Below are 24,215 nucleotides of genomic sequence, written 5' to 3'. Positions count from 1 at the left end.
TCGGGAACGGCTCAATCCACGATAGGCGGAGGAGCCAGACCTGTCCAGCCCGACTTCGGCTGAACAGGTCTGCCGGGGGTTATTGGAGGGTCAAGCGGTCGGCGTTTTTGGCCACGGTTTTGCTGCCAATGCCGCGCACCCTGGCCAGCTCTTCCAGTGAGCTGAACGCGCCGTGCTGCTCGCGATAGGCGACGATTGCTTCCGCCTTGCTTTGGCCAATGCCGCTGAGGCTGGCCAATGCAGCGACATCGGCGGTATTGATATTCACCGGTTGACTGCTGGTTTCAGGCTGGGCGTATGCGGTACCGGCCAGCAGGGTGAGCAGTAACACAAAAGTGGCAAAAACCGAATGAGCTTTCATGGTGTCGTTCTCTCTGAAGGGGTCTCTTTAAGTGGTTATCCATGCCAGGAGAGAGAAAAAGAACAGCAGCGCGCGAACGTAAACAGCATTAAATGGGAGGGGAGGTCACGGCGAGCAGCGCAATCCTTGTGTTCCTCACCGTGACCAGCCCTGTGCCCGATCCTTGGGCAACGCAATCCCTGCGTCATCGTCCTTGCTTGCTCACAACCCTGTGAGCGATCAACTTCGTCCCTGAGCCCGCATCCTTGCCGGCTTGTCGTCCTGACGCTGAACATACTACCCCTCGGACGGCTGAAGAGAACGGGACAAGGCAGCGCCGTGGTGTGAGAGAAAGCGTACACGAGTGTGCGCTTTCAGGGGCGCAGGGTGTGCAGGAGGGCTTTACCGTCCCAATGGCGGCGGGATTGTTCGCTTTCGTGGATCAAATCCATCAGACGGCTGTTCACCGGGGCGGGGCGGCCGAGAGATTGGGCCAGCGTGACCACTTCGCCGTTGATCCAGTCCACCTCAGTGGGACGGCCGGCCTCCAGATCTTCCCACATGGAAGAGCGTGCCAGCGGGTCAATCGCCAGCATTTGCTTTGCCAGGCGCGCAAACAGCCAGTTCGGGGACGACATCACGAGCGGAATCCAGGCCATTGGCAGGCGCGTGAGCTGGGCGGTCGGGGTGCCTGCCTCCTTGAGCATGGCCAGGGCTTCCCGCTGCGCCATCGCCAGGCAGCGGCGAAAATCCCGGTTGGACAGCTGTTCCAGCAACGGCAGCCCCGAGAGGGCGTTGATGGGGTTGTTCAGGTTGAGCAGCAGTTTGGACCACATCACCGCGGTCATGTCCTGTCGCTGCTCCAGGGGCAGGCCCGCCCGCTCGAACCAGGGCAGGGCTGGGCTGAGCGTCTCATCCAGCTCGACCATCAGGCGCCCCTCGGTGCCCTGATGAAAGTGACCGGGGGCTTGCTGCAGCACATTGAACGGCACCATGCCTGTCAGCACCCGCGCCGCGGGCAGCATGTGTTGCAAGCGCGCGGCATTGCTGATGCCGTTCTGCAGGCTGAGCACCGGCGTGCCGGAGCGGACGTGGGAAGCCAGTTGGCGCCCGGCCTCTTCGGTCGCGGCGGATTTCACCGTCACCAGCACCAGATCGGCCGGCCCCGCGGCTGCCATGGCGCCGACGTAGCGGTGTACCGGCAGGGTGAGTTGGCAGCGGAAGCCGGTCAGGTCGGTGGCGATCAGGGGCTGCGCCTGCAGCAGCGTTTGCAGGCGCGGGCGGCCGACCAAAACCACGTCGGCCCCGGCCGCCAGCAAGCGGGCGCCGATGTAGCAGCCGACGCTGCCGGCTCCGAAAATTACCACCCGGCAGGGAGGAGGGTCAGGGGGTAGGGGGGTTGCCATAGCTGAAGTCACCACTGTCGTAGCACCAGGTTGTTGATGCCAATGAGTTTACCCCACGCGCAGGCGGTCGGGGGCAGCGCCGGCTTGAATGTTTTTGACGATTTTGAGGTCTGGGTCTGGATGGTTTTTTTCATTGGGTTATGATTGCCACAGGGCACAGCTGGTGGTTCGAGAAAGTCTTAACTTTAGGCCTTTGAGTTCCTCAATTCGGCATACACACCCAGAGACGTTCGTCTCCGCCCTGATCTGTATACGAAGTTTTTCTGCATCAGTTTTGCACTCTACAAGCAAGCAATGCTCGCAAGCTGATAACCGACGGCGGCTGACAGGCCGACTCCGTCAATCTGACCGTGCCCGCGCGTGGACGTTCGAGATCCTTTTGCTATCTTCAGCGTATAGCCCTGTCTGTCAGGAAAATAGGCTGTGGATTCAGCAGAGTGCTGCGCTGGGCTCATAAAAAGGTGTTCGATGGCATGACGACTCTACCCTCTTCGCCCGTAAAAACACGGGCAGACGCGGATTCCGGGCATCGCTTTGATGCCGGCCGCCACTGGGCGGCGTCCCTGACGCTGGGGTTCTGCGCCCATTCCGACGGTGACGCCAGCATTACCCGCATGAACAAAGCGCACCATTATGGCCCCTTGCGGGTGCAACGGCCGTTTTACCCGGAAGGCCGCGACGGCTGTTGTCACGTGTATCTGCTGCACCCTCCCGGGGGGCTCGTCAGTGGTGATGCCCTCAACATTGATGTCACCGTGGCGTCTGGCGCGCACACCCTGTTAACCACCCCGTCGGCCAACAAACTCTATCGGGCCGACAGCAACGGCGTTGCCTGGACCCAGACCACCCACCTGAAAGTGGCCGATGGCGCCACACTGGAATGGTTGCCTCAGGAAACCCTGGCGTTTGACGGCTCCCGGGGCCGGCAATCCTTCAACATAGAGCTGGAAGACAACGCCAAATGCCTGGGCTGGGAAATTCTGGGCCTTGGCCGCCCCGCCAGCGAGCTGCCGTTTGTTAACGGCCACCTGGAGCAAGGCTTTCAGGTGACCCGCAATGGCCGCCCTCTGTGGCTGGAGCGCCAGTCTCTGGACCCCCATCATCGCCGCTTCACCGGCAAATGGGGCCAGGGCGGTGCCACCGTGCACGCCACCTTGTGGGCGATTGGCCTGACCGATCCCGCCGCCGCTGTTGACGCGCTGCGGGCCGGGCTGCCCGCCAGCCAGCGTTGGGCGGTGACCTATCGCCGCGGCGTGCTGCTGGTGCGCTACCTTGGCCAGGAGCGCAACGAGGTCTGGGATTTGTTCCAGCAAGCGCGGGTGATTTTGCGCCCGCGGCTGACCGGACACGAGGCCACGGTGCCGCGGATCTGGCTGACCTGATTTTTCACGCCAAAGCACCGGCTTTGGCGACGACCAACGCCTATGCTTAGTAACAGTATGGGCCATCAATACGCAACATCGACGACTACGGAGTTAGCGATGGAATTAACGCCAAGAGATAAAGACAAGTTGTTGTTGTTTACCGCGGGGCTGCTGGCTGAGCGCCGCAAGGCCAAGGGCCTGAAGTTGAACTACCCCGAATCGGTCGCGCTGATCAGTTGCGCCATTATGGAAGGGGCTCGCGAAGGCCGCACTGTGGCGGACATGATGAGTGCCGGCCGTGAAATACTGACCCGGGACGACGTCATGGAAGGTGTAGCCGAGATGATCCAGGACGTGCAGGTTGAAGCTACCTTTCCCGACGGGACCAAGCTGGTCACCGTTCATCACCCCATTGTCTGAGGAGGCTCGCCATGATCCCCGGTGAATATCAGTTGCAGGGTGGAGACATCGATCTGTGCGCCGATCGTGACAGCATCACCATCAGTGTTGCCAACACCGGCGACCGTCCGGTCCAGGTCGGCTCCCATTATCACTTTGCCGAAACCAACCCGGCATTGCGCTTTGATCGCAAAAAGGCCCATGGCCATCGTCTGGCCATTGCGGCGGGCACGGCCATTCGTTTCGAGCCGGGCCAGACCCGCGATGTTCCTTTAATTCCGTATGCCGGCCTGCGCCGTATTTACGGCTTTCGTGGCGAGGTCATGGGACCTCTGGATAAAACTCCGAAGAAGGGAGCAGCAAAATGAGGATTTCCCGCCAAGCCTATGCGGACATGTATGGCCCGACCACCGGTGACCGGATCCGCCTGGGCGATACCGAATTGTGGATCGAAATCGAGCATGACCATACCCATTACGGTGAAGAGGTCATATTCGGCGGCGGCAAGGTCATTCGTGATGGCATGGGTCAGAGCCAGCGTTGTGACGATGCGGTCATGGATACGGTGATCACCAACGTCATCATCCTCGACTGGTGGGGTATCGTTAAGGCCGATGTGGGCTTGAAGCATGGCCGCATCGCCGCCATCGGCAAGGCCGGCAACCCGGATACCCAGCCCGATGTCGACATCGTCATCGGTGCCGGCACCGAAATCATCGCCGGTGAAGGCCGCATCCTGACCGCAGGTGGGGTCGATACCCATGTGCACTACATCTGTCCGCAGCAGGTGGACGAAGCCCTGATGAGTGGCCTGACCACCATGATAGGGGGCGGCACCGGGCCGGCGACCGGCTCCACCGCGACCACCCACACCCCGGGTCCCTGGCATCTGGGCAAGATGATGCAGGCGGTGGATGACTTGCCCATCAACATCGGTTTTCTCGGCAAAGGCAGTGCCAGTTCACCCGAGGCGCTGGAACAGCAGGTCAAGGCCGGGGCCATGAGCCTGAAGATCCACGAAGACTGGGGGGCCGCACCGGCGTCCATCAGCAATGCGCTGGATGTGGCCGATCGCTACGACATCCAGATTGCCATTCACGCCGACAGCCTGAACGAGTCCGGCTTTGTGGAAGACACCCTGGGGGCCTTCAAGGGCAGGTGTATTCACACCTACCACACCGAAGGGGCCGGGGGTGGCCACGCGCCGGACATCATTACCGCCTGTGCGCTGCCCAACGTACTGCCGTCGTCCACTAACCCGACGCGCCCCTACACCATCAACACCGTCGATGAACATCTCGACATGCTGATGGTATGCCATCACCTGGACCCGAACATTCCGGAGGACGTAGCCTTTGCGGATTCGCGCATCCGCCGCGAAACCATCGCCGCCGAGGATATCCTCCACGACATGGGGGTCATTTCGATGATCTCGTCGGACTCCCAGGCCATGGGCCGCATTGGTGAAGTGGTGTGTCGCACCTGGCAGACCGCCCACAAAATGCGTCTGCAGCGGGGTCTGCTGCCGGAGGATCAGGAGCGGGGCACCGACAACTTCCGGGCCAAGCGCTATGTTGCCAAATACACCATCAACCCGGCCATCACCCACGGTGTGGGCCACGAAGTCGGCTCCATCGAAATCGGCAAGCTGGCGGATCTGGTGTTGTGGCGCCCGCCCTTCTTTGGCGTCAAGCCAGAGCTCGTGCTGAAAGGCGGCATGATCGCCGGCGCCGCCATGGGTGACCCCAACGGCTCCATTTCCACGCCACAGCCGGTGCATTATCGCCGCATGTTTGGCGCCTATGGCCGGGCGGCGGCGGCGACCCGGATGACCTTTGTCAGCCAGGCGGCCATGGACACCGGGCTGGAAGAAAAGCTGGGCCTGAAGAGCCCTCTGGTACCGGTAAAAAATGTTCGCCAGGTGCGTAAAAACGACATGAAGCTGAACGCGGCCTGTCCGAAACTGACGGTGGATCCACAGACCTACGAGGTGCACGCCGATGGCGTTCTGCTGACCTGTGAGCCCCTGTCCGAAGTGCCACTGGCCCAGCGTTATCACCTGTTCTGAACCGCTTGCAAGGATATCCAGATGCTTGAGTTAACAAAGAGACTCGACCGCAATACCCAGGCCGAGGTGCAGGATACCCTGACCCTGCCCTACGAGCTACGCATTCGCGGCCGCCTGAAGGCCGTGACCGATAATGGCCGCGATGTCGGCCTCTTCCTCGACCGTGGCCCCGTGCTTCGCCACGGCGATCTGCTGCAGGCCAGCAGCGGCGAAGTGATCCGTATTTGTGCCGCCAACGAGCCGGTCGCCACCGCCTACATCGAAAACGGTCTGCCCCTGGCACGGCTGTGCTACCACCTGGGTAACCGCCATGTGTCCCTCGCCCTGGGCGCAGACGCAGACGGCCGACACTGGGTACGTTTCCCGCCGGACCACGTGCTGGAAGAGCTGGCTGAGCTGCTGGGCGCGACGCTGAGCCACCATGAGGCGCCGTTCGACCCCGAGTCGGGTGCCTATGCCCACGCCGGCCGTGAGCATGCCCACTCTCATGGCCACGGACACGCTCACGGCCATGGTCATGGCCATGGTCACGGACATTCCCATGAGCACGCCCATGACGACGACCACCACCATGCACACTGACAGCCAGGCGAGCGATCTGGCGCTGCTGGGGCTGATGCAGTTGATAAGCCCGGCCCTGCCGATTGGTGCCTTCGCCTGGTCCCAGGGCCTGGAAAGCGCCTTCGAGCTGGGCTGGGTACGCAACGAGCAGGAGCTGGGCGACTGGCTGGAAGGAGTCCTCGACGATGGCCTGAGCCGGTGCGAACTCCCGGTGCTGGCACGGCTGCAGCGCTGCTGGGCCGACGGCGACAGCGACGGGCTGGCGTATTGGAACGACTGGCTGCACGCCAACCGGGAAACCGCCGAGCTCAGCGATGAAGACATTCGCCTGGGGGTATCGCTGCTGCGCCTGCTCACCAGTCTGTCGCTGCAACCCCAGGCCGAACAGGGCCACGCCCGGCTGCCGGATGAGCCCGGTTACGTCACCGTCTTTGCCTGGACGGCACACCAACGGCTGGTGCCGGTGCGCCAGACCCTGCTCGGCTTTGTCTGGGGCTGGCTGGAAAACCAGCTGGCGGTGGCGTGTAAAGCCATGCCCCTGGGGCACACCGCCGCGCAACGTCTCAACGAACAGTTGCGCCCTCAACTGGTGGCCGCGGTGGACACCGCACTGAGCCTGGAGGACGAACAATTGGGCCCGATTCTGCCGGGGCTGGCCCTCGGCAGCGCCCAGCATGAAACCCAATATTCGAGATTATTCCGAAGCTGACCGCTTCGACCTGACAGAAGGAAAGGCAACAATGAAGCACTGTTTACGAGTAGGCGTCGGGGGCCCCGTGGGCTCCGGAAAAACCGCCCTGTTGCGCCAGTTGTGTAAGGCACTGAAGGACCACTACGACATTGCCGTGGTTACCAACGACATCTACACCCGGGAAGACGCCGACTTCCTGCTGAAGCACGACGCGCTGCCGGCGGATCGCATTCTGGGCGTGGAAACCGGCGGCTGTCCGCACACCGCCATCCGCGAAGATGCCTCCATGAACCTGGCGGCCATCGATGACCTGCAATCCCGGCACCCCAATCTGGAACTGGTGCTGGTGGAATCCGGCGGTGACAACCTGGCGGCCACCTTCAGCCCGGAACTGTCCGACCTGACCCTGTACGTCATCGACGTTTCCGCCGGGGACAAAATTCCCCGCAAAGGCGGCCCGGGAATCACCAAATCGGACCTGCTGATCATCAACAAAATCGACATCGCCGAATACGTGCATGCCTCGCTTGATGTGATGGAACGGGATTCCAAAAAAATGCGCGGCGAGCGCCCGTTCATTTTCGCCAACCTGTACGACGGCGTGGGCCTGGAAGAGATCATCAGCTTCATTCTGAAGCAGGGCATGCTGCCCGAGCGCCGGCCTGAGAAACTGAACGCCAGCGCCTGAGCGCGGGCCGGGAAACAAACCGGCAGAACTAATGCAAACCGACAGTAATCACGAAAACAGACGGAGAACACCATGAAGAAAATGACCAAATTGCTGATGACCGCGGGCCTGATGCTGACCGCCACCGTTGCTTCGGCCCATCCTGGCCACGGCCTGCACACCCACAGCGATTTTCTCAGCGGTTTGCTGCACCCGTTCATGGGGATTGACCACCTGCTGGCCATGGCTGCCATCGGCTTCTGGAGTATCCGCCAGAACACCGCCATGAAAAACGGCGCACCTCTGTTTGTCGTGGGTGGTATGGTGCTGGGTGCGGCCCTGGCGTGGGGCGGCCTGAATCTGGCCGGCGTGGAAACCGGCATCGCCATGTCGGTTCTCTTGGCCGGCGTGCTGATCGCCACTATGGCCAAGCTGCCCACCGCCGTTGGCGGCGTGTTGGTGGCTCTGTTCATGATCACCCACGGTTACGCCCACGGTGCAGAAATGACCGCCGGCGCAAGCTTGTTGAGCTACGGGGCCGGTTTCCTGATCGCCACCCTGGCCATCACTTTTGCAGGCCGTGGTCTGGGCGCGCTGATGCTGAAAGCCGATAACCGGGTAACCCGTTCCCTGGGTGGCGTGGTTGCGGTGATCGGTGGAGTGTTGGCCGCTGGCTGATCCTCTGACATGGTCATCCGCCCCGCAGGGCAAGCCCCAAAAGCCGCACGGATACCGTGCGGCTTTTTGCGTTCATGGGCCCCGGTCACGCAGTCTTTCAAGAACCCGAGTGAGCCAAGGGCCTGACAGGCCCGATCCGCCCATCAATGGTGTGCGCCGGCGAAACCGGCGGGTGTGTGTGACCGGGGTGGTTTTTCGCTAGCCTGTGAGCTAAACCTTCAGTTATAACGCAAAACGACATAACAGGTGATGCATTGAAGATTAATATAGAAATAGACATGAGCCCCGAAGAATTCCGCAAAGTTATGGGTCTGCCGGATATTGAGCCAGTGCAAAAACAGTTGATGGCCAAAATGGAGGAAAAGATGAACCAGTCGCTCGATGAGATGAGTGACCCGGAGTTGCTCATGAAGCGCATCATGCCGATGGGGTTGCAGGGCGCTGAACAATTTCAGGCGTTTTTTTCCCGCTTTGCCAACCTGGCGGCCGGCAAAAAAAGCACCAAATCTGACGGCAGCGAAGACAGTTGACAGGAACGCGGTCGGGCCTGGTCCCATGTTCGGGGCGCCTCAGACCTGCTCATCGCCGCCTTTCCAGGCTGGCACCCCTTGCGCCGGGTCCGCAAGGATTTGGAGAATAAGGTGGCGGGCAGCCGCTCGCCAGGTTCCGGTGCAGCGGCCCCGGGCGGGGGTGCTGGCTGGTGGGCAGTCCTGCAGTCATACTCAGGATTGGAACCGTCATTGGCAGAGTCGCTGGTTACCCCTCCACTGAACGACAGATCATGGATGTTCCTTGCAGTACCTCCGCGACCACTGCGCAGACGCATAGCAAAGGTCGAACACCATGCCGACACCTTCGACGACACTTTGGCACCAGCTTCCGGAAACGGAAGTAACGGATTCGCTGGGTGTTCAGCCTGATGGGGGGCTGGATGCGGCGGATATCCAGGACCGGCGCGAAAAATTTGGCACTAACGAACTGACCGTTCGGACCGGCAAAGGCCCTTTGCTGCGCTTTCTGCTGCAATTTCACCAGACGCTGGTGTACATCCTGCTGGCCGCAACGGGGGTCAAACTCTATCTGCAAGACTGGGCGGCGGCGAGCGTTATTTTCGGCGTGGTGTTGCTCAATTCCATTATCGGATTCATCCAGGAAGGCAAGGCATTAAGTGCGCTGGCGGCCTTGTCAAAAGCACTGAAAACCGAAGCCACGGTGTTGCGGTCAGGAGAACTGCACCGGATCGACGCCAGTGACTTGGTGCCGGGCGATATAGTGGTGCTGCAATCGGGTGACAAGGTTCCCGCCGACATGCGCCTGCTGAGCGGCCTTGAACTGCAGATCGACGAGTCCGCCCTCACCGGTGAATCCGTGCCGGTCAGCAAGCAGGTAGCGGTGCTGCCTGAAGATACCTCCCTGGCTGACCGGACCAACATGCTGTTTTCATCCACCCTGGTGACTTACGGCACCGGACGGGGCGTGGTGGTGGCGACCGGTGACGCTACCGAGATGGGCCGCATCTCCACCTTGATCAGCAGTGCGGAGGTGTTGGCCACCCCGCTGACCCGCAAAATTGCCAAGTTCAGCGAGGTGTTGCTGGTTGCCATTCTGGGTCTGGCGACGTTTACCTTTCTGGTGGGCGTCTGGCACGGTCAGCCATGGGAAAACCTGTTTATGGCGAGTGTGGCCTTGTCGGTAGCGATGATCCCCGAAGGCTTGCCTGCCGTGATGACCATCACCCTGGCTATCGGTGTCTCGAGAATGGCCAAACGGAACGCCATCATTCGTCATCTGCCGGCGGTTGAAACCCTGGGCAGCACCACCGTCATTTGCTCCGACAAAACGGGTACGCTCACCCGTAATGAGATGACGGTATTGCAAGTCTGGGCGGGCGGCGAACTGTTTGCGGGTCAGGGTATCGGCTATTCGCCCGAGGGTCACTTCACCCTGCAGGATACGGCGTTCGAGATCGACTCGAAACCCGCATTTCTGGAGTGTATGCAGGCAGGATTGCTCTGTAATGACGCGGCATTGGAACAGAATGAGCAGGGCTGGACGGTGGCCGGCGATCCGACCGAAGGGGCGTTGCTGGTGTCGGCACGCAAGGCCGGATTGGACACCACTACGCTGGCAACCCGCCTGCCACAACTGGATGCTATCCCGTTTAAATCCCAATACCAGTATATGGCGAGCCTGCATCACCACACGGCCCGCGACGAAAACGTTGTCTACCTGAAGGGCTCGGTGGAAAGTGTCCTGCAGCGCTGCAGCCGGGTGTTGGCAGCCGACGGCGCGGCGCTGCCCCTGGAGCGCGCCGCGATAGAGGCGCAAGTGGAGCGCATGGCGGGGCAGGGGCTGCGCGTGCTGGGTTTCGCCCGTCGGTTTCTGCCGCCGGATACGCAGCACATTGATCCCCGCAGTGTGGCTGAGGGGCTGGAGTTTATCGGTTTACAGGGCATGATCGACCCGCCCCGGGAAGAGGCAATAACCGCCATAGCGGCCTGCCAGGCCGCAGGGGTGCAGGTCAAAATGATTACCGGGGACCATGCCCTGACGGCCGCGGCCATTGCCGAAAAAATCGGCTTGTCCAAGCAGGGGGGGGCCGATGCGGCAACCACCGTCTGCACCGGCCGGGAGCTGGAAGCCATGACGGAGGCTGAACTGGTAGAGGCTGCAAACCACGCCTCGGTATTCGCACGGGTCTCGCCGGAACAAAAGCTGCGTCTGGTCGGCGCCTTGCAAGCCAATCAGGAAGTGGTCGCGATGACCGGCGACGGAGTGAACGATGCGCCCGCGGTACGCAAGGCCGATATCGGCATAGCCATGGGCATGACCGGCACCGAAGTGGCCAAGGAAGCGGCCGACATGGTCCTGACGGACGACAACTTCGCCACCATTGAAGCGGCGGTAGAAGAAGGGCGCGGCGTGTTTGATAACCTGATCAAGTTTCTCACCTGGATTCTGCCCACCAATGCCGGCCAGGGGCTTATCATCATCGTGGCGGTTCTGTTCGCCCAGCCCCTGCCGGTGTTGCCGGTACAGGTCTTGTGGATCAATATGACCACGGCGGTCCTGCTGGGGCTTGCGCTCGCCTTTGAACCGCGGGAGCCCGGAATCATGCAATGCCCGCCGCGGACACCCGGTAGCGCTATCCTCACCAGCGAAATGGTGTTTCGTATTGTGCTGGTTGGGCTGTTGTTGCTGGTGGGCAGCTTCGGGTTGTTCGAGTGGGCCTTGCAACAGGGGGACAGCGAAGCCCAGGCCCGCACGATTGCCGTCAATGTGTTCGCCGTGGGCCAGTCCTTCTACTTACTCAATTGCCGCTCGCTGCGGGTGTCGATGCTGCGCCTTGGGCTGTTCAGCAATATGTGGGTCTGGGCGGGCATAGTGGCCATGGCGGCCTCCAGCCTGGCCTTTACCTACCTGCCGGTGATGAACCAGCTGTTTCACACCGCGCCCATCGAAGTGATCGACTGGCTGTATATCAGTGCCGTGGGGCTGGTCATTTATCTGGTGGTGGCGTGTGAGAAATGGATTCGTCTCTGGCTGGCGCAGCGCGCCGATTCACTCAATGCATGAGCCATCTACGAATCACTGTCTGTTTGATGCTGTCGATGCCAATGGGATGTCTCGTTTTGACACGTGCATGTCTTAATCAGCAGCGTGGCCTGGTGGCGTTGCTTGTTAACTGGCGGTTGCCGTGGCGGGTGGGTGCATTACCCGTGGCGGCGCTGACTTCCGACAAGCAAGAGGATGCTGATTATGAGTGCAATAAATGGAAACAGAGGCGTTGTCTACACCGGCCCGGGCACCGTCGAGGTGCAACCCATTTCTTTTCCGGAGCTGTCCCTTGGCCATCGCGCCTGTCACCACGGGGTGATCCTCAAGGTGGTCGCGACCAACATCTGCGGCAGTGACCAGCACATGGTACGCGGGCGGACCACCGCCGAGGCCGGTCTGGTGCTGGGCCAAGTCCCATTCATTCCATACCGGGCAGTGTCCGGTGATGAGGTACCACCGCCAGCTGATGCAGGCAATCCTGTTTGACCGGGTGAACATTGCGGAAGCAGTGAACGTGCAGGTAATCCGGCTGGATCAGGCCGCCGAGGGCTACGCCGAATTTGACGGCGGAGTGGCCAAGAAATTTGTCATGGACCCCCATGGCATGATTCCCGCCTGACGAGCGGGGGGAGCGTGACGCCTGCCCGCCACGAGACGGTGGGGCAGGCGTTGGGGGCTGTTCGGGTCAAAACGCTATTTCCACATCGCCCATGGGCAGGCTGCAACAGCTCAGTACATAACCGTCGGCGATGTCCTCTTCGGTGATGCCACCGTTGTGATCCATGCTGACCTCGCCTTTGACCACCAGCACCTTGCAGGTGCCGCAGATGCCCATGCCGCAGGCTTTGGGGATATGCAGCCCCACTTGGGCCGCAGCGCTGTGCAGGGTTTCGGTGGGCAGAATCTCCACCTGCAGGTCGCTGCTCTGGAAGGACACCGTCAAGCGATCTTCGGTGCGCTCCAGCTCTTCCGCCAGTTCCACCGCTTCGCGGGCGTGTTCTTCAACGTTTTCGGCCACCTCGACCGGGGTGGCACTGAAGCTTTCCTCGTGATAGCGCTCCATCGGAAATCCGCTGTCTCGCAGCAGGGTGCGTACCGCTTGCATATAAGGCGTGGGGCCACAGCAAAACACCTCCCGGTCGAGAAAGTCCGGGGCAATGAGCGCGAGCATGGAAGCGTTCAGATACCCCTTAAAGCCACTCCAGGTCTCGCCAATGTCGAGGCGCTCGCAAATCAGGCTCAAATGGATGTTTTTCAGCCGCGAATCCATGTGCTGCAGCTCCCGGTAAAAGATCAGATCCTTGGGGGTACGAGCGCTGTGGATGAAATGAATGTCCACGTCGGCATTGGTATCGAACCACCAGCGCGCCATGGACATCACCGGGGTAATGCCGACGCCGCCAGAGAGCAGTAACACCTTGTCACTGGGGAAGTCGATGCAGTTGAAGTCGCCGACCGGGCCGTGCACCGCCAGCGCATCCCCCTCGTTGAGGGTGTCGTGCAGCCAGTTGGACACCTGGCCGCCCGGTTCCCGTTTAACGGTGATGGAAAAGCTGTAGGGCACCGAAGGAGAGGAAGCGATGGTGTAACTGCGCATCACCGTCTGCCCGGCAATTTCCAGTTCCAGGGTGACAAACTGGCCGGGTTTGAAGAAGAACAGCAGCGGGCTTTCCGCCATAAAGCAGAAGGTCCGCACGTCCCAGGTCTCCTGAATGACCCGGACGCAGCGTACCGGGTGGCGCCCATGGCTCCAGGTCTGGGTGTTGATGGGTGAAATGAAATCCTGATTCATCGCTGACCTCTGCCTCGCTGCGCCCGATTGTTCTTATGCTGGCATTTTTGTGCACTTTGGCTGGGGCTGGTTGCTCAAAAGCGACATGCAGTTGTCTGTCCGCCCCGTTTTACCACGCACGCCGGTGTTCGTTGCCGAGAGGGGACGCCATAAGGTCGGAAATGAGCCATTGGCGGGTCGTTTTCAGACAACCGTAAGGGAGCAGGGCTGATAACAATGGCAGCCAGGGCGCCCCGCTTCGATTTGCGTAATCCGGATTATGGTATATGTTTCATTGATGACGAGATCCGGATGTTAAATGCACAGTTGTCGTTCCAGCGTTGATGCCATAACAACAATAAATGAAACGCGGTCGAATAGACCCGGGAGCAAGCGCCATGAGTCAACCACAGCGTGTCGGTTTTATGCTGGTGAATAATTTCACCATGATATCTCTGGCTGCCGCCATTGGACCGTTGCGCATGGCCAATCAGTTGTCGGGCCAGCCGCTCTATGAATGGGTCATGCTGACGGAAACCGGGGCGCCGGTGCGCGCCAGCGACCGAATGCTGGTGACCCCCGACCACAGCATTGACGACTGCGGACCGCTCGACATGGTTATCCTCTGCGGCGGGGTCGGGGTGGTCAATGCCCGCAGCCGCAGCCTGCGTGTCTGGTTGCAATTACAGGCCAGGCGGGGGATCAAACTGGGCGCAATCTGCACCGGTGCCTATCTGCTGGCGGACGCGGGTGTGCTGGCGGGATATCGCTGTACCCTGCACTGGGAATACATGGCGTCGTTCAAGGAAGCCTTCCCCCGGCTGGAAACCAGCAGCGCCCTCTATTGCATCGACCGGGATCGTCTGACCTGCAGCGGTGGTACCGTGCCCATGGACATGATGCTGCACCTGATTGAAATGGAACATTCCCGGGCGTTGAGTGCGGCCATCTGCGACATGTTCCTGTGCGAACGGATTCGCGAGGGGCAGGAAGAACAACGGATTCCACTGCGGCACATGGTGGGCACAACCCAGCCCAAACTGGAAAAGGTGGTTGCGTTGATGGAGGCCAATCTGGAAGAACCGATCACGCTGGACGAGCTGGCCTATTACGTGGGACTGTCCCGGCGCCAGGTTGAGCGGTTGTTTCAGCGCCACGTAAAATGTTCCCCCTCCCGCTATTACCTCAACCTGCGGCTGAACCGGGCGCGGCAGTTGTTGCGCCAGACATCCTTCTCCATCATCGACATCGCCACGGCGTGCGGTTTTGTATCCACCCCCCATTTCAGCAAGTGCTACCGGGAGCATTTTGGTGTACCGCCGCGGGACGACCGTTGGGGGCGCGCCGCAGCGCCGCCGGCACGTCCGGTGCCTCTGACTCCGGGTATGTACATGCAACTGGATTCGGCGAAATGTGAGCCCACCTTCGCCTCCGTGCCCCTGTAACCCGTCCTGCAACCTGCAAGGCTCCGCAAGGAGCCTTTTTTTTTGTGGCTGCGACCACCGGCCGGCAGACCGCGGACCCGGCGGCTGTTCTGCCGGCGTGACGGTTTTGGTTATGTGGTCGTCGTTTTCAGCCAGCGAGTGCGCCTGGCCACGGGCTAGACTGGCCTTGAATGCGGTGGTTTTCACGCCACCAGCCACACTTGTTCAAGGAAAGACTGGTCATGCAAAACGCAGCTGAATTACATCAACACGCGGTCGTGATCGACGGTCTGATCATTGCCAGCTGGGGGCGGGAACTGTTTGAGGACATGCGCCGTGGCGGACTCACTGCGGCCAATTGTACCGTGTCGGTGTGGGAGGGGTTCCAGGACACGGTCAACAATATCGCCGCTTTTAACCGCTACTTCCAGGAGCACGCCGATCTGATCCGCCCGGTGCGCACCACCGACGACATCCGCAAGGCCAAGGAGGAGGGGCGCACCGGCGTGATTCTCGGGTTCCAGAATGCCCAGGCCTTCGAGGACCAGCTGGGGTATGTGGAGGTGTTCAAGCAGCTGGGTGTGGGCATTGTACAGATGGCCTACAACACCCAGAACCTGATCGGCACCGGCTGTTACGAGCGTGACGGCGGTTTGTCGGGGTTTGGCCGGGAGGTGGTGGCCGAGATGAACCGGGTCGGCATCATGTGCGACCTTTCGCACGTGGGGGCGCAGACCTCCAGAGAAGTGATCCTCGAATCCACCAAGCCCGTGTGCTACTCCCACTGCCTGCCGGCGGGGCTGAAGGACCATCCGCGCAACAAGTCCGACGAAGACCTGCGGTTCATCGCCGACCACGGCGGGTTTGTCGGTGTGACCATGTTCGCGCCGTTTCTCAAGAATGGCATCAACTCCACCATCGACGACTACGTGGAGGCCATCGCCTATGTGATGGATCTGGTGGGCGAAGACGCCATCGGTATCGGGACCGACTTCACCCAGGGGCACGACCAGAGCTTTTTCGAGTGGCTGACCCACGACAAGGGCTACGCCCGGCAACTCACCCGGTTTGGCGAGATCGTCAACCCCGAGGGTATCCGCACCATCGGGGAGTTCCCCAATCTGACCGCGGCCTTGCTGCGCCACGGCTTCTCACCGCGTCAGGTGGAAAAAGTGATGGGTGGCAACTGGCTGCGCGTCTTGCACGACGTGTGGGGCGCCTGAGCCTTAATGAGAAAGTCGAGGAGAATCGCTATGTCGGTACACGCCCCGGAATTACCCATTGAAGTGAACGCCGAAACCGGCATCTGGACCACCGACGCGCTGCCCATGCTGTACGTGCCGCGCCACTTTTTCGTCAATAACCACATGGCCATCGAAGCGGAACTGGGCGCGGAGCGCTACGCCGAGATCCTCTACCGGGCCGGTTACAAGTCTGCCTGGTACTGGTGCGCCCAAGAGGCTGAGTGCCACGGCATCAGCGGTGACGCCGTGTTTGCGCACTACATGAAGCGCCTGTCCCAGCGTGGCTGGGGGTTGTTCACCATCGAAAAGCTGGACATCGCGGCGGGCATTGCCAGGGTGCGGCTGGATCATTCGGCTTTCGTCTACCACTACGGCAAGGTCGACCGCATGGTGGATTACATGTTCACCGGCTGGTTTGCCGGGGCGCTCGACCAGATAGCCGACAGTCAGGGGCTGCCGGTACGCACCGTGGCCCGTCAGATCCAGAGCGGCGCTCAGACCGGCTGTGATTACGGCGTATTTGAAGTCAGCCCGGTCTGACGCGACAACGCCGGGAAACCGACTTTCGGTGGCAGCACCTGAAACAGAAATCGGCGGGTCGGTTGGCGACCGCCAGAGCAGTCAGCAGAGGGATCCACAATGGGACAATTCGACGCCTTGTTTCAACCCATGAACATCAATCAACTCACCATTCGCAATCGGGTTGTGAGCACCGCCCACGCGGAGGTGCATGCCACCGATGGCGGCATGCCCACCGAGCGCTACGTTAAATATTACGAAGAGAAGGCCAAGGGCGGTCTGGGTCTGGCCATCTGCGGCGGTTCGAGCGTGGTCTCCATCGACAGCCCTCAAGCCTGGTGGAGCTCGGTCAACCTGACCACCGATCGGGTCATCCCTTATCTGCAGGATCTGGCGCAGGTCATGCACAAACATGGGGCCAAGATCATGATCCAGATCACCCACATGGGGCGCCGGTCCCGCTGGGACGGATACAACTGGAGCACTCTGCTCAGTCCAAGCGGTATCCGCGAGCCGGTACACCGCGCCACCAGCAAGGTGATCGAGCCGGAAGATATCCGGCGCATCATTGGCGATTTTGCCCAGGCCGCCCGGCGGGTCAAGGAAGCGGGTCTGGATGGCGTTGAAATTTCTGCGGTGCACCAGCACCTGATCGACCAGTTCTGGAGTCCGCGGGTCAACAAACGCACCGATCAGTGGGGCGGCAGTTTCGAAAATCGCATGCGCTTTGGCCTGGAGGTGCTCAAGGCGGTGCGCGCCGAGGTCGGACCCGACTTTGCCGTGGGCATGCGCATATGTGGCGACGAGTTCCACGCGGACGGTCTCAATCATGACGACATGAAGCAGATCGCCAGCTACTACGACAACACCGGGCTGGTGGATTTCTTCGGCGTGATCGGCTCTGGCGCCGATACGCACACCACGCTCGCCAATGCGATCCCCAACATGAGTTACCCGCCCGAGCCGTTCCTGCACCTGGCGGCAGGGATCAAGGAGGTGGTGACGGTACCGGTGATCCATGCCCAGAATATCAAGGACCCCACCCAGGCACAGCGTATTATCGAAGGCGGTTACGTCGACTTTGTGGGCATGACCCGGGCATTTATGGCCGATCCGCACCTGATCGCCAAGGTGAAAATGGGGCAGGTCGATCAAATTCGCCAGTGTGTGGGCGCCAACTACTGCATTGACCGGCAGTATCAGGGACTGGATGTGCTCTGCGTTCAGAATGCGGCCATGGCCCGCGAAACGACTATGCCCCATGTCATCGAGCCCACCGCCGGACCCCGTCGCAAAGTGGTGGTGGTGGGGGGCGGGCCGGCCGGCATGGAGGCGGCCCGGGTCTGTGCCGAGCGGGGCCACGAGGTGGTGCTGTTCGAGCAGGCGCCAGACCTGGGGGGGCAGATCACCCTGGCCGCCAAGGCGCCCCAGCGGGACCAGATTGCCGGCATCACCCGCTGGTTCGTGCTGGAGCTGGCGCGGTTGAAGGTGGACGTGCGCCTGACCACCCCCGCCGACATGCCCACCATCATGGCCGAGGCGCCGGATGTGGTAATTCTGGCGGTGGGCGGTACCCCGTTCATCGAGCAGGTCCCGGAGTGGGGGGCGGAAGACGGCCTGGTGGTCAGCAGTTGGGACATACTCTCGGGCAAGGTCGAAGCGGGCAGGAATGTACTGGTGTACGACACCATCTGCGAATTCAGCGGCATGTCCACGGCCGACCTTCTGGCCGCCAGGGGCAGCCTGGTGGAGCTGGTCACCGACGACACCAAGCCGGGGGTGGCGGTGGGGGGGACCACTTTCCCCAGTTATTACCGCTCGCTGTATGAGCGTGAGGTGATCATGACACCCGACACGGCCCTGCACCGGGTGTACCGGGAGGGTGACAAGCTGGTGGCGGTGCTCGAAAACGAGTACAGCGGCCAGCAGGAGGAACGGGTGGTGGATCAGGTGGTGGTGGAGAACGGAGTACGCCCGGACGAGCGCCTCTATTGGGAACTGAAGGCCGATTCCGTCAACCAGGGCCAGATTGATATCGAAGCCCTGTATGCGGCTGCCCCCCAGCCGGGCCTGTCTCACCGTGGTGAGGGCTTCCTGCTGTACCGCATCGGCGACTGTGTCTCCCAGCGCAACATTTATGCGGCCATTTACGACGCCCTGCGCCTGTGCAAGGACTTTTGAGCTGAGGGCACCGGAGCCCGCTCCGGCGCCAGGAGGTACGCCCTATGTTTGAGCCTGTGATCCCTTATCTGTTCGTTCTGGCGGTTGCTCTGGCCGGGGCCGGAGCGGTGCGGCGCATCCGTATGTGGCGGCAGGGCCAGCCCAGCCCGGTGCCGCTCTGGCAGGGACTGGCCGCCATGCCCAGGCGTTATCTGGTTGATCTGCACCATGTGGTCGCCCGTGACCGGTATATGGCCAACACCCATGTGGCCACCGGCGGTGGATTTGTGCTGGCGTTGGTGTTGGTGCTGCTGGTGCACGGGTTCGGGCTGCGCACCGCCTGGCTGACCTGGCCCCTGCTGGCTGCCAGTGGGCTGATGGCCGTCGGCGCGGCCTTCGTCTGGAAACGGCGCAGGCTTGCGGCCGCTGAGTTACCTGATTCGGCGCTGTCCCGGGGGCCCTGGCAGCGCCTGCCCAAAAGTCTGCTGGCCTTTGCCGTCGGTTTCTTCCTCGTCACCCTGCCCGCCGCCGGCGTGTTGCCCGAAGGCATCGGCAGCGGTCTGCTGGCCATGCTGTTGCTGGTTGTCTGTGCCTGGGGGCTGGCGGAGATGGTGCTCGGGATGACCTGGGGCGGGCCCATGAAACACGCCTTCGCCGGAGCCTTGCACCTGGCGTTTCATCGGCGGCCGGCACGCTTTGGTGGTGGCCGCGATACCGGCCTCAAGGCGCTGGACCTGGACGCCGGCAAGCTGGGGGTGGAATCGGTCACCGACTTCAAATGGAACCAGTTACTGAGCTTTGACGCCTGCGTGCAGTGCGGCCGCTGCGAGAGCAAGTGTCCCGCTTTTGCCGCCGGCCAGCCACTGAATCCGAAAAAGCTGATCCAGGACATGGTGATTGCCATGGCGGCCGAGGAAGAATCCAGCTATCACGGTAACGGCCACCCGGGGCAGGAAGGCAGCTGCCGCAGCGGTGCGCCTGGCCTGCCGATGGTGGACAGCATTCTGGACAGCCAGACCCTGTGGTCCTGCACCACCTGTCGGGCCTGCGTGGAAGAGTGCCCGATGATGATCGAACACGTGGACGCGGTGGTGGACATGCGCCGTTATCTGACCCTGGAGCGGGGCAAGACCCCGGGCAAGGGGCCGGAAGTGCTGGCCAATCTGATTGCCACCGACAACCCGGGCGGTCTGGCGCAGGCCAGCCGCACTCATTGGGCGGCGGATCTGTCGATCCCGCTGCTCCGGCAGACCCGAACAACCGATATCCTGTTCTGGGTCGGGGACGGTGCGTTCGATATGCGCAACCAGCGCACCTTGCGGGCGGTGGTCCGCTTGCTCAAGGCCGCCAACGTGGACTTTGCGTACCTCGGGGACGAGGAGCTGGATTGCGGTGACCTGGCCCGCCGGTTGGGGGACGAAGCCACCTTCCAGCGGCTGGCCAGGGCCAATATCCACACCCTCAACCAGTACCGCTTCAATCGCATCGTCACCACCGATCCCCATGCTTTGCAGTGCCTGGGCACCGAATACGCGGAGCTGGGCGGCGAGTATGAGGTGATGCACCACACCGAGCTGCTGGCGGAATTACACCGCCGGGGACAGCTGCACTTCACCGGGAACGGCAAGGGTCGCCTGACCTATCACGATCCCTGCTATCTGGGGCGGTACAACGGAGTGTATGACGCGCCCCGTTACCTGATTGATCAGCTCGGATTTGAGCGTACCGAGATGGAACGCAGCGGTTTTCGTTCCCGCTGCTGCGGCGGTGGCGGAGGAGCCCCCATTACCGACATTCCCGGCGAACGGCGGATTGCCGACATGCGAGTGGACGACGCCCGAGCGGTGGACGCCGAGGTGCTGGCGGTGGCGTGTCCGCAATGTACCCAGATGCTGGAAGGCGTGGTCGAGCCGCGTCCCGAGGTGAAGGAGATTGCCGAACTGCTGCTGGATGCCTTGGTGGTAGCGGACGCCCCGCCCGCGGTGCGGCAATCGACAGAGGAGGAGAGCGCTCATGTCTGATCTGAATCGTCGTGACCCGCGCCTGGCGTGGATCTTGCGCAACCGGCTTCATCCCCGTCACGGGGAGCTGAGTGGCCAGCCAACCCGGGGGCCCACCGGTCTGCTGCGCAAAAACCCCCGCCCGCAATGGCAGTACGGCCCGAGTGGCGTGCGCCGGCTGGATCGTCTGCAGCGAGGCGCGGCGGCCGGGGTGAGCCGGTTGTCGGTCAACAAGCGCCATGAGCAGCCGGCGCTGCCGGTGCATCGGGTGGGGGAACCTCAGGCTTACATTGCGGTCTGGCTGCAGACCAGCGGTGGCCGTCTGACCCCTCACTGCAAGGATGTGCTCGGGCAAGCCCAGCAACTGGCGGTGGCCCGGGAAGAGCCGACCGCGGTGCTGGGGGTGCTCTGTGGTGAACTGAAAGACCCGGTGGACGGCGCCGGTATCGATCGGTTGCTGCAGGTCAACGGGGAAGCGTACGACGGTTATCAGCCAGAAGCTTGGACCACATTGTGCACCCAGGTGGATGCGGCCCTGCAACCGCTGTGCTGGCTGTTGCCCGATAGTGGAACGTCTGCTGAGCTGGGCCGCCGCCTGGGGGTCAACCTCGGCGAACGACCGGCGACCGGGGTATGGAAGATCGACGCCGACACCGTGCTGGCCCGGAATGGCGCGGGTAATCTGGATATCAGTCGCCCCCGGTCCCGGGTCATGTTGCTGCTGGAAGAGTGCGCCTTACCCTGCGGTGAGTTCCGTTACGAAGTCCGCCCGATGACGCTGACGCTGACGGCCCCGACCGGTACCCGACTCGAGGATCTGGGGCCGGTCGCGGTGGACCCGGCAGAAATACCCCTGGCCGAGGCCGAATTCATTCTCGCCGCCGGCAACGGCGTACGTGACTGGCCCCAGTTCCATCGCGCCGCGAGCGTGCTCGGCGCGTCGGAGGGCGCCAGTCGGGTGGCGGTGGACGACGGCTTCATGCCCCGTAATCGCCAGGTGGGGGCAACCGGCACCTGGGTCAGTGCCCGGGTTTATATTGCGGTGGGGATTTCCGGTGCGGTGCAGCACTTGCAAGGCATCAGCAAATGCGAGCAGGTGATTGCGATCAATCGGGATGCAGACTGCGACATGGTCAAGCGGGCCAACCTGACCGCCATTGGTGACAGCGGTGACATACTGGCCGCACTGCTGCAGTTGGTGGCCACCCGCGCCACCCGGGAGGTGAGTGATGCTGCCTGATGCACTGAATATTGCCGTACTGGTCTCGCAAGGCCGGCATCCGGTGTCGGGACGGGCCCGCCGTGCCCATCAGGATGCCTGTGCGCTGGAGTTGGCGCTGTGCCTGCCGCAGGCGCTGGCCACCAACGTACGCGCCATTCACGCCGGCGACCCCGGCCAAGAAGCCCTGCGGGACTATCTGGGCATGGGTATTGATGGCTTGACCGTGCTGAGCCAGACGGCGGAAGACGATGCTCTGGCGGTATTGCACCCCTATCTGGCCGAGCAGCGCCCCGATGTCCTGCTCACCGGGGTGCGGGCCGAGTGCGGCGAAGGCTCCGGTCTGCTGCCTTATCTGCTGGCGGACCGCCTGGACTGGCCGTTGGTGACCGGCATCGCCGCCATCGAGCGTATCGAAAACGGCGCAGCCTCATTGCTGCAGGCCCTGCCCAGAGGCCAGCGCCGCCGCGTCAGGGTATCCTTACCCTTTGTGGCCAGTGTGGAAAGTGCCGCTGCGGAACCTCGCCAAGTGGCCTTTGCCAGGGCCAGACGGGGCAGGATAACAGGGCTGACGCCGGCCACCGAGATCGACCAAGCGCGGACTGAATGGACCTTGTCGGCGGCCCGGCCCAGACCCAAACGGCTGAAAGTGACGACCGCCAGGACCGCCGCCGACCGGTTGCGGCAAGCCACCGCCAAGGCTCAGGGCAGCACGGGCCAGATCATCCGCGATGATCCCCAGGCCGCCGCCAAGGCCATTTACGAACTGCTGGTAGAGGAAGGCGTGTTGCGCAACACCCAGGGCACTGGCCGGGTTTAACCGCGCTGCGCGCGCGCGAGGCTGGGGGAAACGCCGAAGTAGTCTTTATAGCAATGACTGAAATGGGTCGAGCTGACAAAGCCGCAGGCGGCGGCAATATTGGCAATGGACTCCCCACTTTGCAGCAACAGCCGGCGGGCATGGGTTATGCGCAGCTCGAGGTAATAGCGGGAGGGGCTGGTATCCAGATGAGTCTGGAACAGGCGCTCGATGCGGCGGCGGGATACCCCTGAAGCGGTTGCCAGCTCCTCGATCGTTAACGGTTCCTCGATGTTGGCGCCCATCACCTGGAGCAAACTCTGCAATAATTCGGGGAGTTCCGGTTCATTGGGGGGCTGAAGCAAGTCCGCCCGGCCCTGATCTGCGACCCGGTCACAGCTCAGAATTTCTTCGATCGCGCGCACCGTGTCCCGATTCTGGAAGTGTGAAGTCAGTGCCAGCATCATCTCCAGCGCGCTGACGGCGCCGGCGCTGGTGGCGCGGTTGTCTTCCACCAGAAATGTGCGGTCGGAGACCCGGACATTGGCAAAGGTTTCACGCATATAGGCGTGATTGTCCCGGTGCAGCGCGCAGCTTTTATTGTCCAGCACCCCTGCATGGGCCAGTGCCACGGCGCCGTTCCACAGTCCGCCGAGAATCACCCGGTGCCGGTCGGCCTCCCGGAGCTTCCTGTCCAGCGTCGGGTCCATGGCCAGTGAACACCGGAAACCGCCGCATACCATCAGAACATCCGGGTGATCGTCCGCGGTGACCTGTAACTGCTCAAGCCGCCCGCCGGCGGCGATATCAATTCCCAGATCACTTTTCACCGCCAAGGTGTCGAGGCCATAGGCGGTAAACGCGAATACCGGCGCATTGCGCACCAGATTGGCGGTGACCAGCACATCGACGGCGGCGGTGAAGGCCATCAAAGAGAAATGTTCGTGCAACACGAAGGCCACCCGCACCGGGCGCTGTGCGCTTTCCTGAGCCGGTAAAAACGCGCTGTTGGTGCTGCGCATGGTGCTGCTGAACTGTCTTTTTTCTTTTACTGCGCTCATTGTTTTGCAACCCTGCAACAAGGTAGGCCGGATGGTTACCCTACAGCTTACACCACTCCCAAACCGTCACTGATTTGGCCGGCATCAGTTATCTTGCTGAAGCTTCGGTATCTATTCAATGTGTTGAATCGATACAACGGTGATGCATTATTGGTACAAATGACCGTATTAGAATTATTGATTTATATTATGTCAGCGGGGGGACTAGCATGTTTGTATGCGTTCACAGATTGCGCTTGTGAATTGCCACCACCGCTGACCGATGCCGGCCGGTATTGAACGCGCA

21 protein-coding genes and 2 pseudogenes are annotated in these 24,215 nt (G+C 61.8%); 19 read left to right on the top strand and 4 right to left on the bottom strand.

From position 1 onward, the window contains the following. Positions 1-79 precede the first annotated feature (79 nt). Both BG841_RS02650 and BG841_RS02645 read right to left on the bottom strand, forming a co-directional pair. Positions 80-361: a ComEA family DNA-binding protein gene (locus BG841_RS02650; protein WP_070056240.1), complete on the bottom strand. Its 282-nt coding sequence runs from the start codon at positions 359-361 to the stop codon at positions 80-82. A gap of 353 nt (positions 362-714) precedes the next feature. Continuing rightward, the gene (locus BG841_RS02645) at positions 715-1,746 is read right to left on the bottom strand and encodes a 2-dehydropantoate 2-reductase (RefSeq protein WP_070056239.1); all 1,032 of its coding nucleotides are present in this window, start codon (positions 1,744-1,746) and stop codon (positions 715-717) included. A 473-nt stretch (positions 1,747-2,219) separates the two neighbouring features. On the opposite strand from BG841_RS02645, the gene BG841_RS02640 reads away from it, so the two are divergent. From BG841_RS02640 to BG841_RS17130, 12 genes and pseudogenes are all read left to right on the top strand, one after another. Continuing rightward, positions 2,220-3,128 carry an urease accessory protein UreD gene (locus BG841_RS02640; protein ID WP_070058653.1) on the top strand — a complete coding sequence of 303 codons (909 nt, stop codon included), beginning with the start codon at positions 2,220-2,222 and terminating at the stop codon, positions 3,126-3,128. A 99-nt stretch (positions 3,129-3,227) separates the two neighbouring features. Next, positions 3,228-3,530, top strand: a complete 303-nt coding sequence (gene ureA, locus BG841_RS02635; protein WP_070056238.1) for an urease subunit gamma — start codon at positions 3,228-3,230, stop codon at positions 3,528-3,530. An 11-nt stretch (positions 3,531-3,541) separates the two neighbouring features. Next, positions 3,542-3,877 carry an urease subunit beta gene (locus tag BG841_RS02630; protein WP_070056237.1) on the top strand — a complete coding sequence of 112 codons (336 nt, stop codon included), beginning with the start codon at positions 3,542-3,544 and terminating at the stop codon, positions 3,875-3,877. Continuing rightward, complete coding sequence (ureC, locus tag BG841_RS02625) at positions 3,874-5,577, top strand: urease subunit alpha (protein ID WP_070056236.1); 1,704 nt, start codon at positions 3,874-3,876, stop codon at positions 5,575-5,577. Before BG841_RS02630 ends, ureC begins: the two co-directional genes overlap by 4 nt. A 21-nt stretch (positions 5,578-5,598) precedes the next feature. Beyond that, positions 5,599-6,159 carry an urease accessory protein UreE gene (gene ureE / locus BG841_RS02620; RefSeq protein ID WP_070056235.1) on the top strand — a complete coding sequence of 187 codons (561 nt, stop codon included), beginning with the start codon at positions 5,599-5,601 and terminating at the stop codon, positions 6,157-6,159. Next, positions 6,149-6,847 (top strand): urease accessory protein UreF, encoded by a 699-nt coding sequence (locus BG841_RS02615; protein WP_141737131.1) that lies wholly within the window; start codon positions 6,149-6,151, stop codon positions 6,845-6,847. Before ureE ends, BG841_RS02615 begins: the two co-directional genes overlap by 11 nt. A gap of 31 nt (positions 6,848-6,878) precedes the next feature. Beyond that, entirely contained in the window at positions 6,879-7,517 is a 639-nt protein-coding gene (gene ureG, locus BG841_RS02610; protein WP_070056233.1) for an urease accessory protein UreG, read from the top strand. A gap of 72 nt (positions 7,518-7,589) precedes the next feature. Then, complete coding sequence (locus BG841_RS02605) at positions 7,590-8,174, top strand: HupE/UreJ family protein (RefSeq protein ID WP_070056232.1); 585 nt, start codon at positions 7,590-7,592, stop codon at positions 8,172-8,174. Positions 8,175-8,428: 254 nt separating this feature from the next. Continuing rightward, positions 8,429-8,704, top strand: coding sequence for a DUF6489 family protein (locus BG841_RS02600; RefSeq protein WP_070056231.1), 276 nt, complete (start codon positions 8,429-8,431; stop codon positions 8,702-8,704). A gap of 313 nt (positions 8,705-9,017) precedes the next feature. Next, positions 9,018-11,750 (top strand): cation-transporting P-type ATPase, encoded by a 2,733-nt coding sequence (locus BG841_RS02595; RefSeq protein ID WP_070056230.1) that lies wholly within the window; start codon positions 9,018-9,020, stop codon positions 11,748-11,750. Positions 11,751-11,942: 192 nt separating this feature from the next. After that, positions 11,943-12,140, top strand: a pseudogene (locus BG841_RS16680) (formaldehyde dehydrogenase, glutathione-independent); the annotation flags it as partial. Beyond that, positions 12,136-12,351 (top strand): annotated as a pseudogene (locus BG841_RS17130) (formaldehyde dehydrogenase, glutathione-independent); the annotation flags it as partial. The pseudogenes BG841_RS16680 and BG841_RS17130, both read left to right, overlap by 5 nt. Before the next feature lie 66 nt (positions 12,352-12,417). On the opposite strand, the gene BG841_RS02585 reads toward BG841_RS17130, so the two are convergent. After that, positions 12,418-13,524, bottom strand: a complete 1,107-nt coding sequence (locus BG841_RS02585; RefSeq protein ID WP_070056228.1) for a hybrid-cluster NAD(P)-dependent oxidoreductase — start codon at positions 13,522-13,524, stop codon at positions 12,418-12,420. Positions 13,525-13,901: 377 nt separating this feature from the next. On the opposite strand from BG841_RS02585, the gene BG841_RS02580 reads away from it, so the two are divergent. The 7 genes from BG841_RS02580 to BG841_RS02550 all read left to right on the top strand — a co-directional run bounded on the left by BG841_RS02580 (position 13,902) and on the right by BG841_RS02550 (position 22,889). Beyond that, entirely contained in the window at positions 13,902-14,948 is a 1,047-nt protein-coding gene (locus tag BG841_RS02580; protein ID WP_083260162.1) for a GlxA family transcriptional regulator, read from the top strand. A gap of 221 nt (positions 14,949-15,169) precedes the next feature. Then, positions 15,170-16,150 carry a dipeptidase gene (locus BG841_RS02575; protein WP_070056226.1) on the top strand — a complete coding sequence of 327 codons (981 nt, stop codon included), beginning with the start codon at positions 15,170-15,172 and terminating at the stop codon, positions 16,148-16,150. 30 nt (positions 16,151-16,180) lie between these two features. Then, the gene (locus BG841_RS02570; RefSeq protein ID WP_070056225.1) at positions 16,181-16,711 is read left to right on the top strand and encodes a 4-vinyl reductase; all 531 of its coding nucleotides are present in this window, start codon (positions 16,181-16,183) and stop codon (positions 16,709-16,711) included. 99 nt (positions 16,712-16,810) lie between these two features. Further along, on the top strand, positions 16,811-18,871 hold the full coding sequence (locus BG841_RS02565; RefSeq protein WP_070056224.1) for an NADH:flavin oxidoreductase: 2,061 nt from the start codon (positions 16,811-16,813) through the stop codon (positions 18,869-18,871). Between the two features lie 44 nt (positions 18,872-18,915). After that, complete coding sequence (locus BG841_RS02560; protein ID WP_070056223.1) at positions 18,916-20,871, top strand: (Fe-S)-binding protein; 1,956 nt, start codon at positions 18,916-18,918, stop codon at positions 20,869-20,871. Continuing rightward, the gene (locus tag BG841_RS02555; RefSeq protein ID WP_070056222.1) at positions 20,864-22,090 is read left to right on the top strand and encodes an electron transfer flavoprotein subunit alpha/FixB family protein; all 1,227 of its coding nucleotides are present in this window, start codon (positions 20,864-20,866) and stop codon (positions 22,088-22,090) included. Before BG841_RS02560 ends, BG841_RS02555 begins: the two co-directional genes overlap by 8 nt. Continuing rightward, entirely contained in the window at positions 22,080-22,889 is an 810-nt protein-coding gene (locus BG841_RS02550; RefSeq protein ID WP_070056221.1) for an electron transfer flavoprotein subunit beta, read from the top strand. Before BG841_RS02555 ends, BG841_RS02550 begins: the two co-directional genes overlap by 11 nt. Here the strand turns inward: BG841_RS02550 and BG841_RS02545 are convergent. Then, a complete protein-coding gene (locus BG841_RS02545; RefSeq protein ID WP_070056220.1) occupies positions 22,886-23,929 on the bottom strand; it encodes a GlxA family transcriptional regulator in 1,044 nt (347 codons plus the stop codon). The two genes, BG841_RS02550 and BG841_RS02545, sit on opposite strands and share 4 nt — an antisense overlap. Positions 23,930-24,215 lie beyond the last annotated feature (286 nt).

The organism is Marinobacter sp. X15-166B, assembly GCF_001752365.1.
Classification (GTDB): Bacteria; Pseudomonadota; Gammaproteobacteria; order Pseudomonadales; family Oleiphilaceae; genus Marinobacter.
The sequence above is the reverse complement of the archived record's forward strand: the minus strand, read 5'-3'. Positions and strand labels throughout refer to the sequence as shown.

Bases quoted from the DNA above. Each gene is read 5' to 3' on its own strand.
- ureE (WP_070056235.1), top strand. From the start codon at position 5,599: ATGCTTGAGTTAACAAAGAGACTCGACCGCAATACCCAGGCCGAGGTG.
- ureA (WP_070056238.1), top strand. From the start codon at position 3,228: ATGGAATTAACGCCAAGAGATAAAGACAAGTTGTTGTTGTTTACCGCG.
- BG841_RS02645 (WP_070056239.1), bottom strand. From the start codon at position 1,746: ATGGCAACCCCCCTACCCCCTGACCCTCCTCCCTGCCGGGTGGTAATT.
- BG841_RS02605 (WP_070056232.1), top strand. From the start codon at position 7,590: ATGAAGAAAATGACCAAATTGCTGATGACCGCGGGCCTGATGCTGACC.
- BG841_RS02570 (WP_070056225.1), top strand. From the start codon at position 16,181: ATGTCGGTACACGCCCCGGAATTACCCATTGAAGTGAACGCCGAAACC.
- BG841_RS02575 (WP_070056226.1), top strand. From the start codon at position 15,170: ATGCAAAACGCAGCTGAATTACATCAACACGCGGTCGTGATCGACGGT.
- BG841_RS02650 (WP_070056240.1), bottom strand. From the start codon at position 361: ATGAAAGCTCATTCGGTTTTTGCCACTTTTGTGTTACTGCTCACCCTG.
- BG841_RS02580 (WP_083260162.1), top strand. From the start codon at position 13,902: ATGAGTCAACCACAGCGTGTCGGTTTTATGCTGGTGAATAATTTCACC.
- BG841_RS02595 (WP_070056230.1), top strand. From the start codon at position 9,018: ATGCCGACACCTTCGACGACACTTTGGCACCAGCTTCCGGAAACGGAA.
- BG841_RS02555 (WP_070056222.1), top strand. From the start codon at position 20,864: ATGTCTGATCTGAATCGTCGTGACCCGCGCCTGGCGTGGATCTTGCGC.
- BG841_RS02560 (WP_070056223.1), top strand. From the start codon at position 18,916: ATGTTTGAGCCTGTGATCCCTTATCTGTTCGTTCTGGCGGTTGCTCTG.
- BG841_RS02630 (WP_070056237.1), top strand. From the start codon at position 3,542: ATGATCCCCGGTGAATATCAGTTGCAGGGTGGAGACATCGATCTGTGC.
- BG841_RS02615 (WP_141737131.1), top strand. From the start codon at position 6,149: ATGCACACTGACAGCCAGGCGAGCGATCTGGCGCTGCTGGGGCTGATG.
- BG841_RS02585 (WP_070056228.1), bottom strand. From the start codon at position 13,524: ATGAATCAGGATTTCATTTCACCCATCAACACCCAGACCTGGAGCCAT.
- ureC (WP_070056236.1), top strand. From the start codon at position 3,874: ATGAGGATTTCCCGCCAAGCCTATGCGGACATGTATGGCCCGACCACC.
- BG841_RS02640 (WP_070058653.1), top strand. From the start codon at position 2,220: ATGACGACTCTACCCTCTTCGCCCGTAAAAACACGGGCAGACGCGGAT.
- BG841_RS02565 (WP_070056224.1), top strand. From the start codon at position 16,811: ATGGGACAATTCGACGCCTTGTTTCAACCCATGAACATCAATCAACTC.
- BG841_RS02545 (WP_070056220.1), bottom strand. From the start codon at position 23,929: ATGAGCGCAGTAAAAGAAAAAAGACAGTTCAGCAGCACCATGCGCAGC.
- ureG (WP_070056233.1), top strand. From the start codon at position 6,879: ATGAAGCACTGTTTACGAGTAGGCGTCGGGGGCCCCGTGGGCTCCGGA.
- BG841_RS02550 (WP_070056221.1), top strand. From the start codon at position 22,080: ATGCTGCCTGATGCACTGAATATTGCCGTACTGGTCTCGCAAGGCCGG.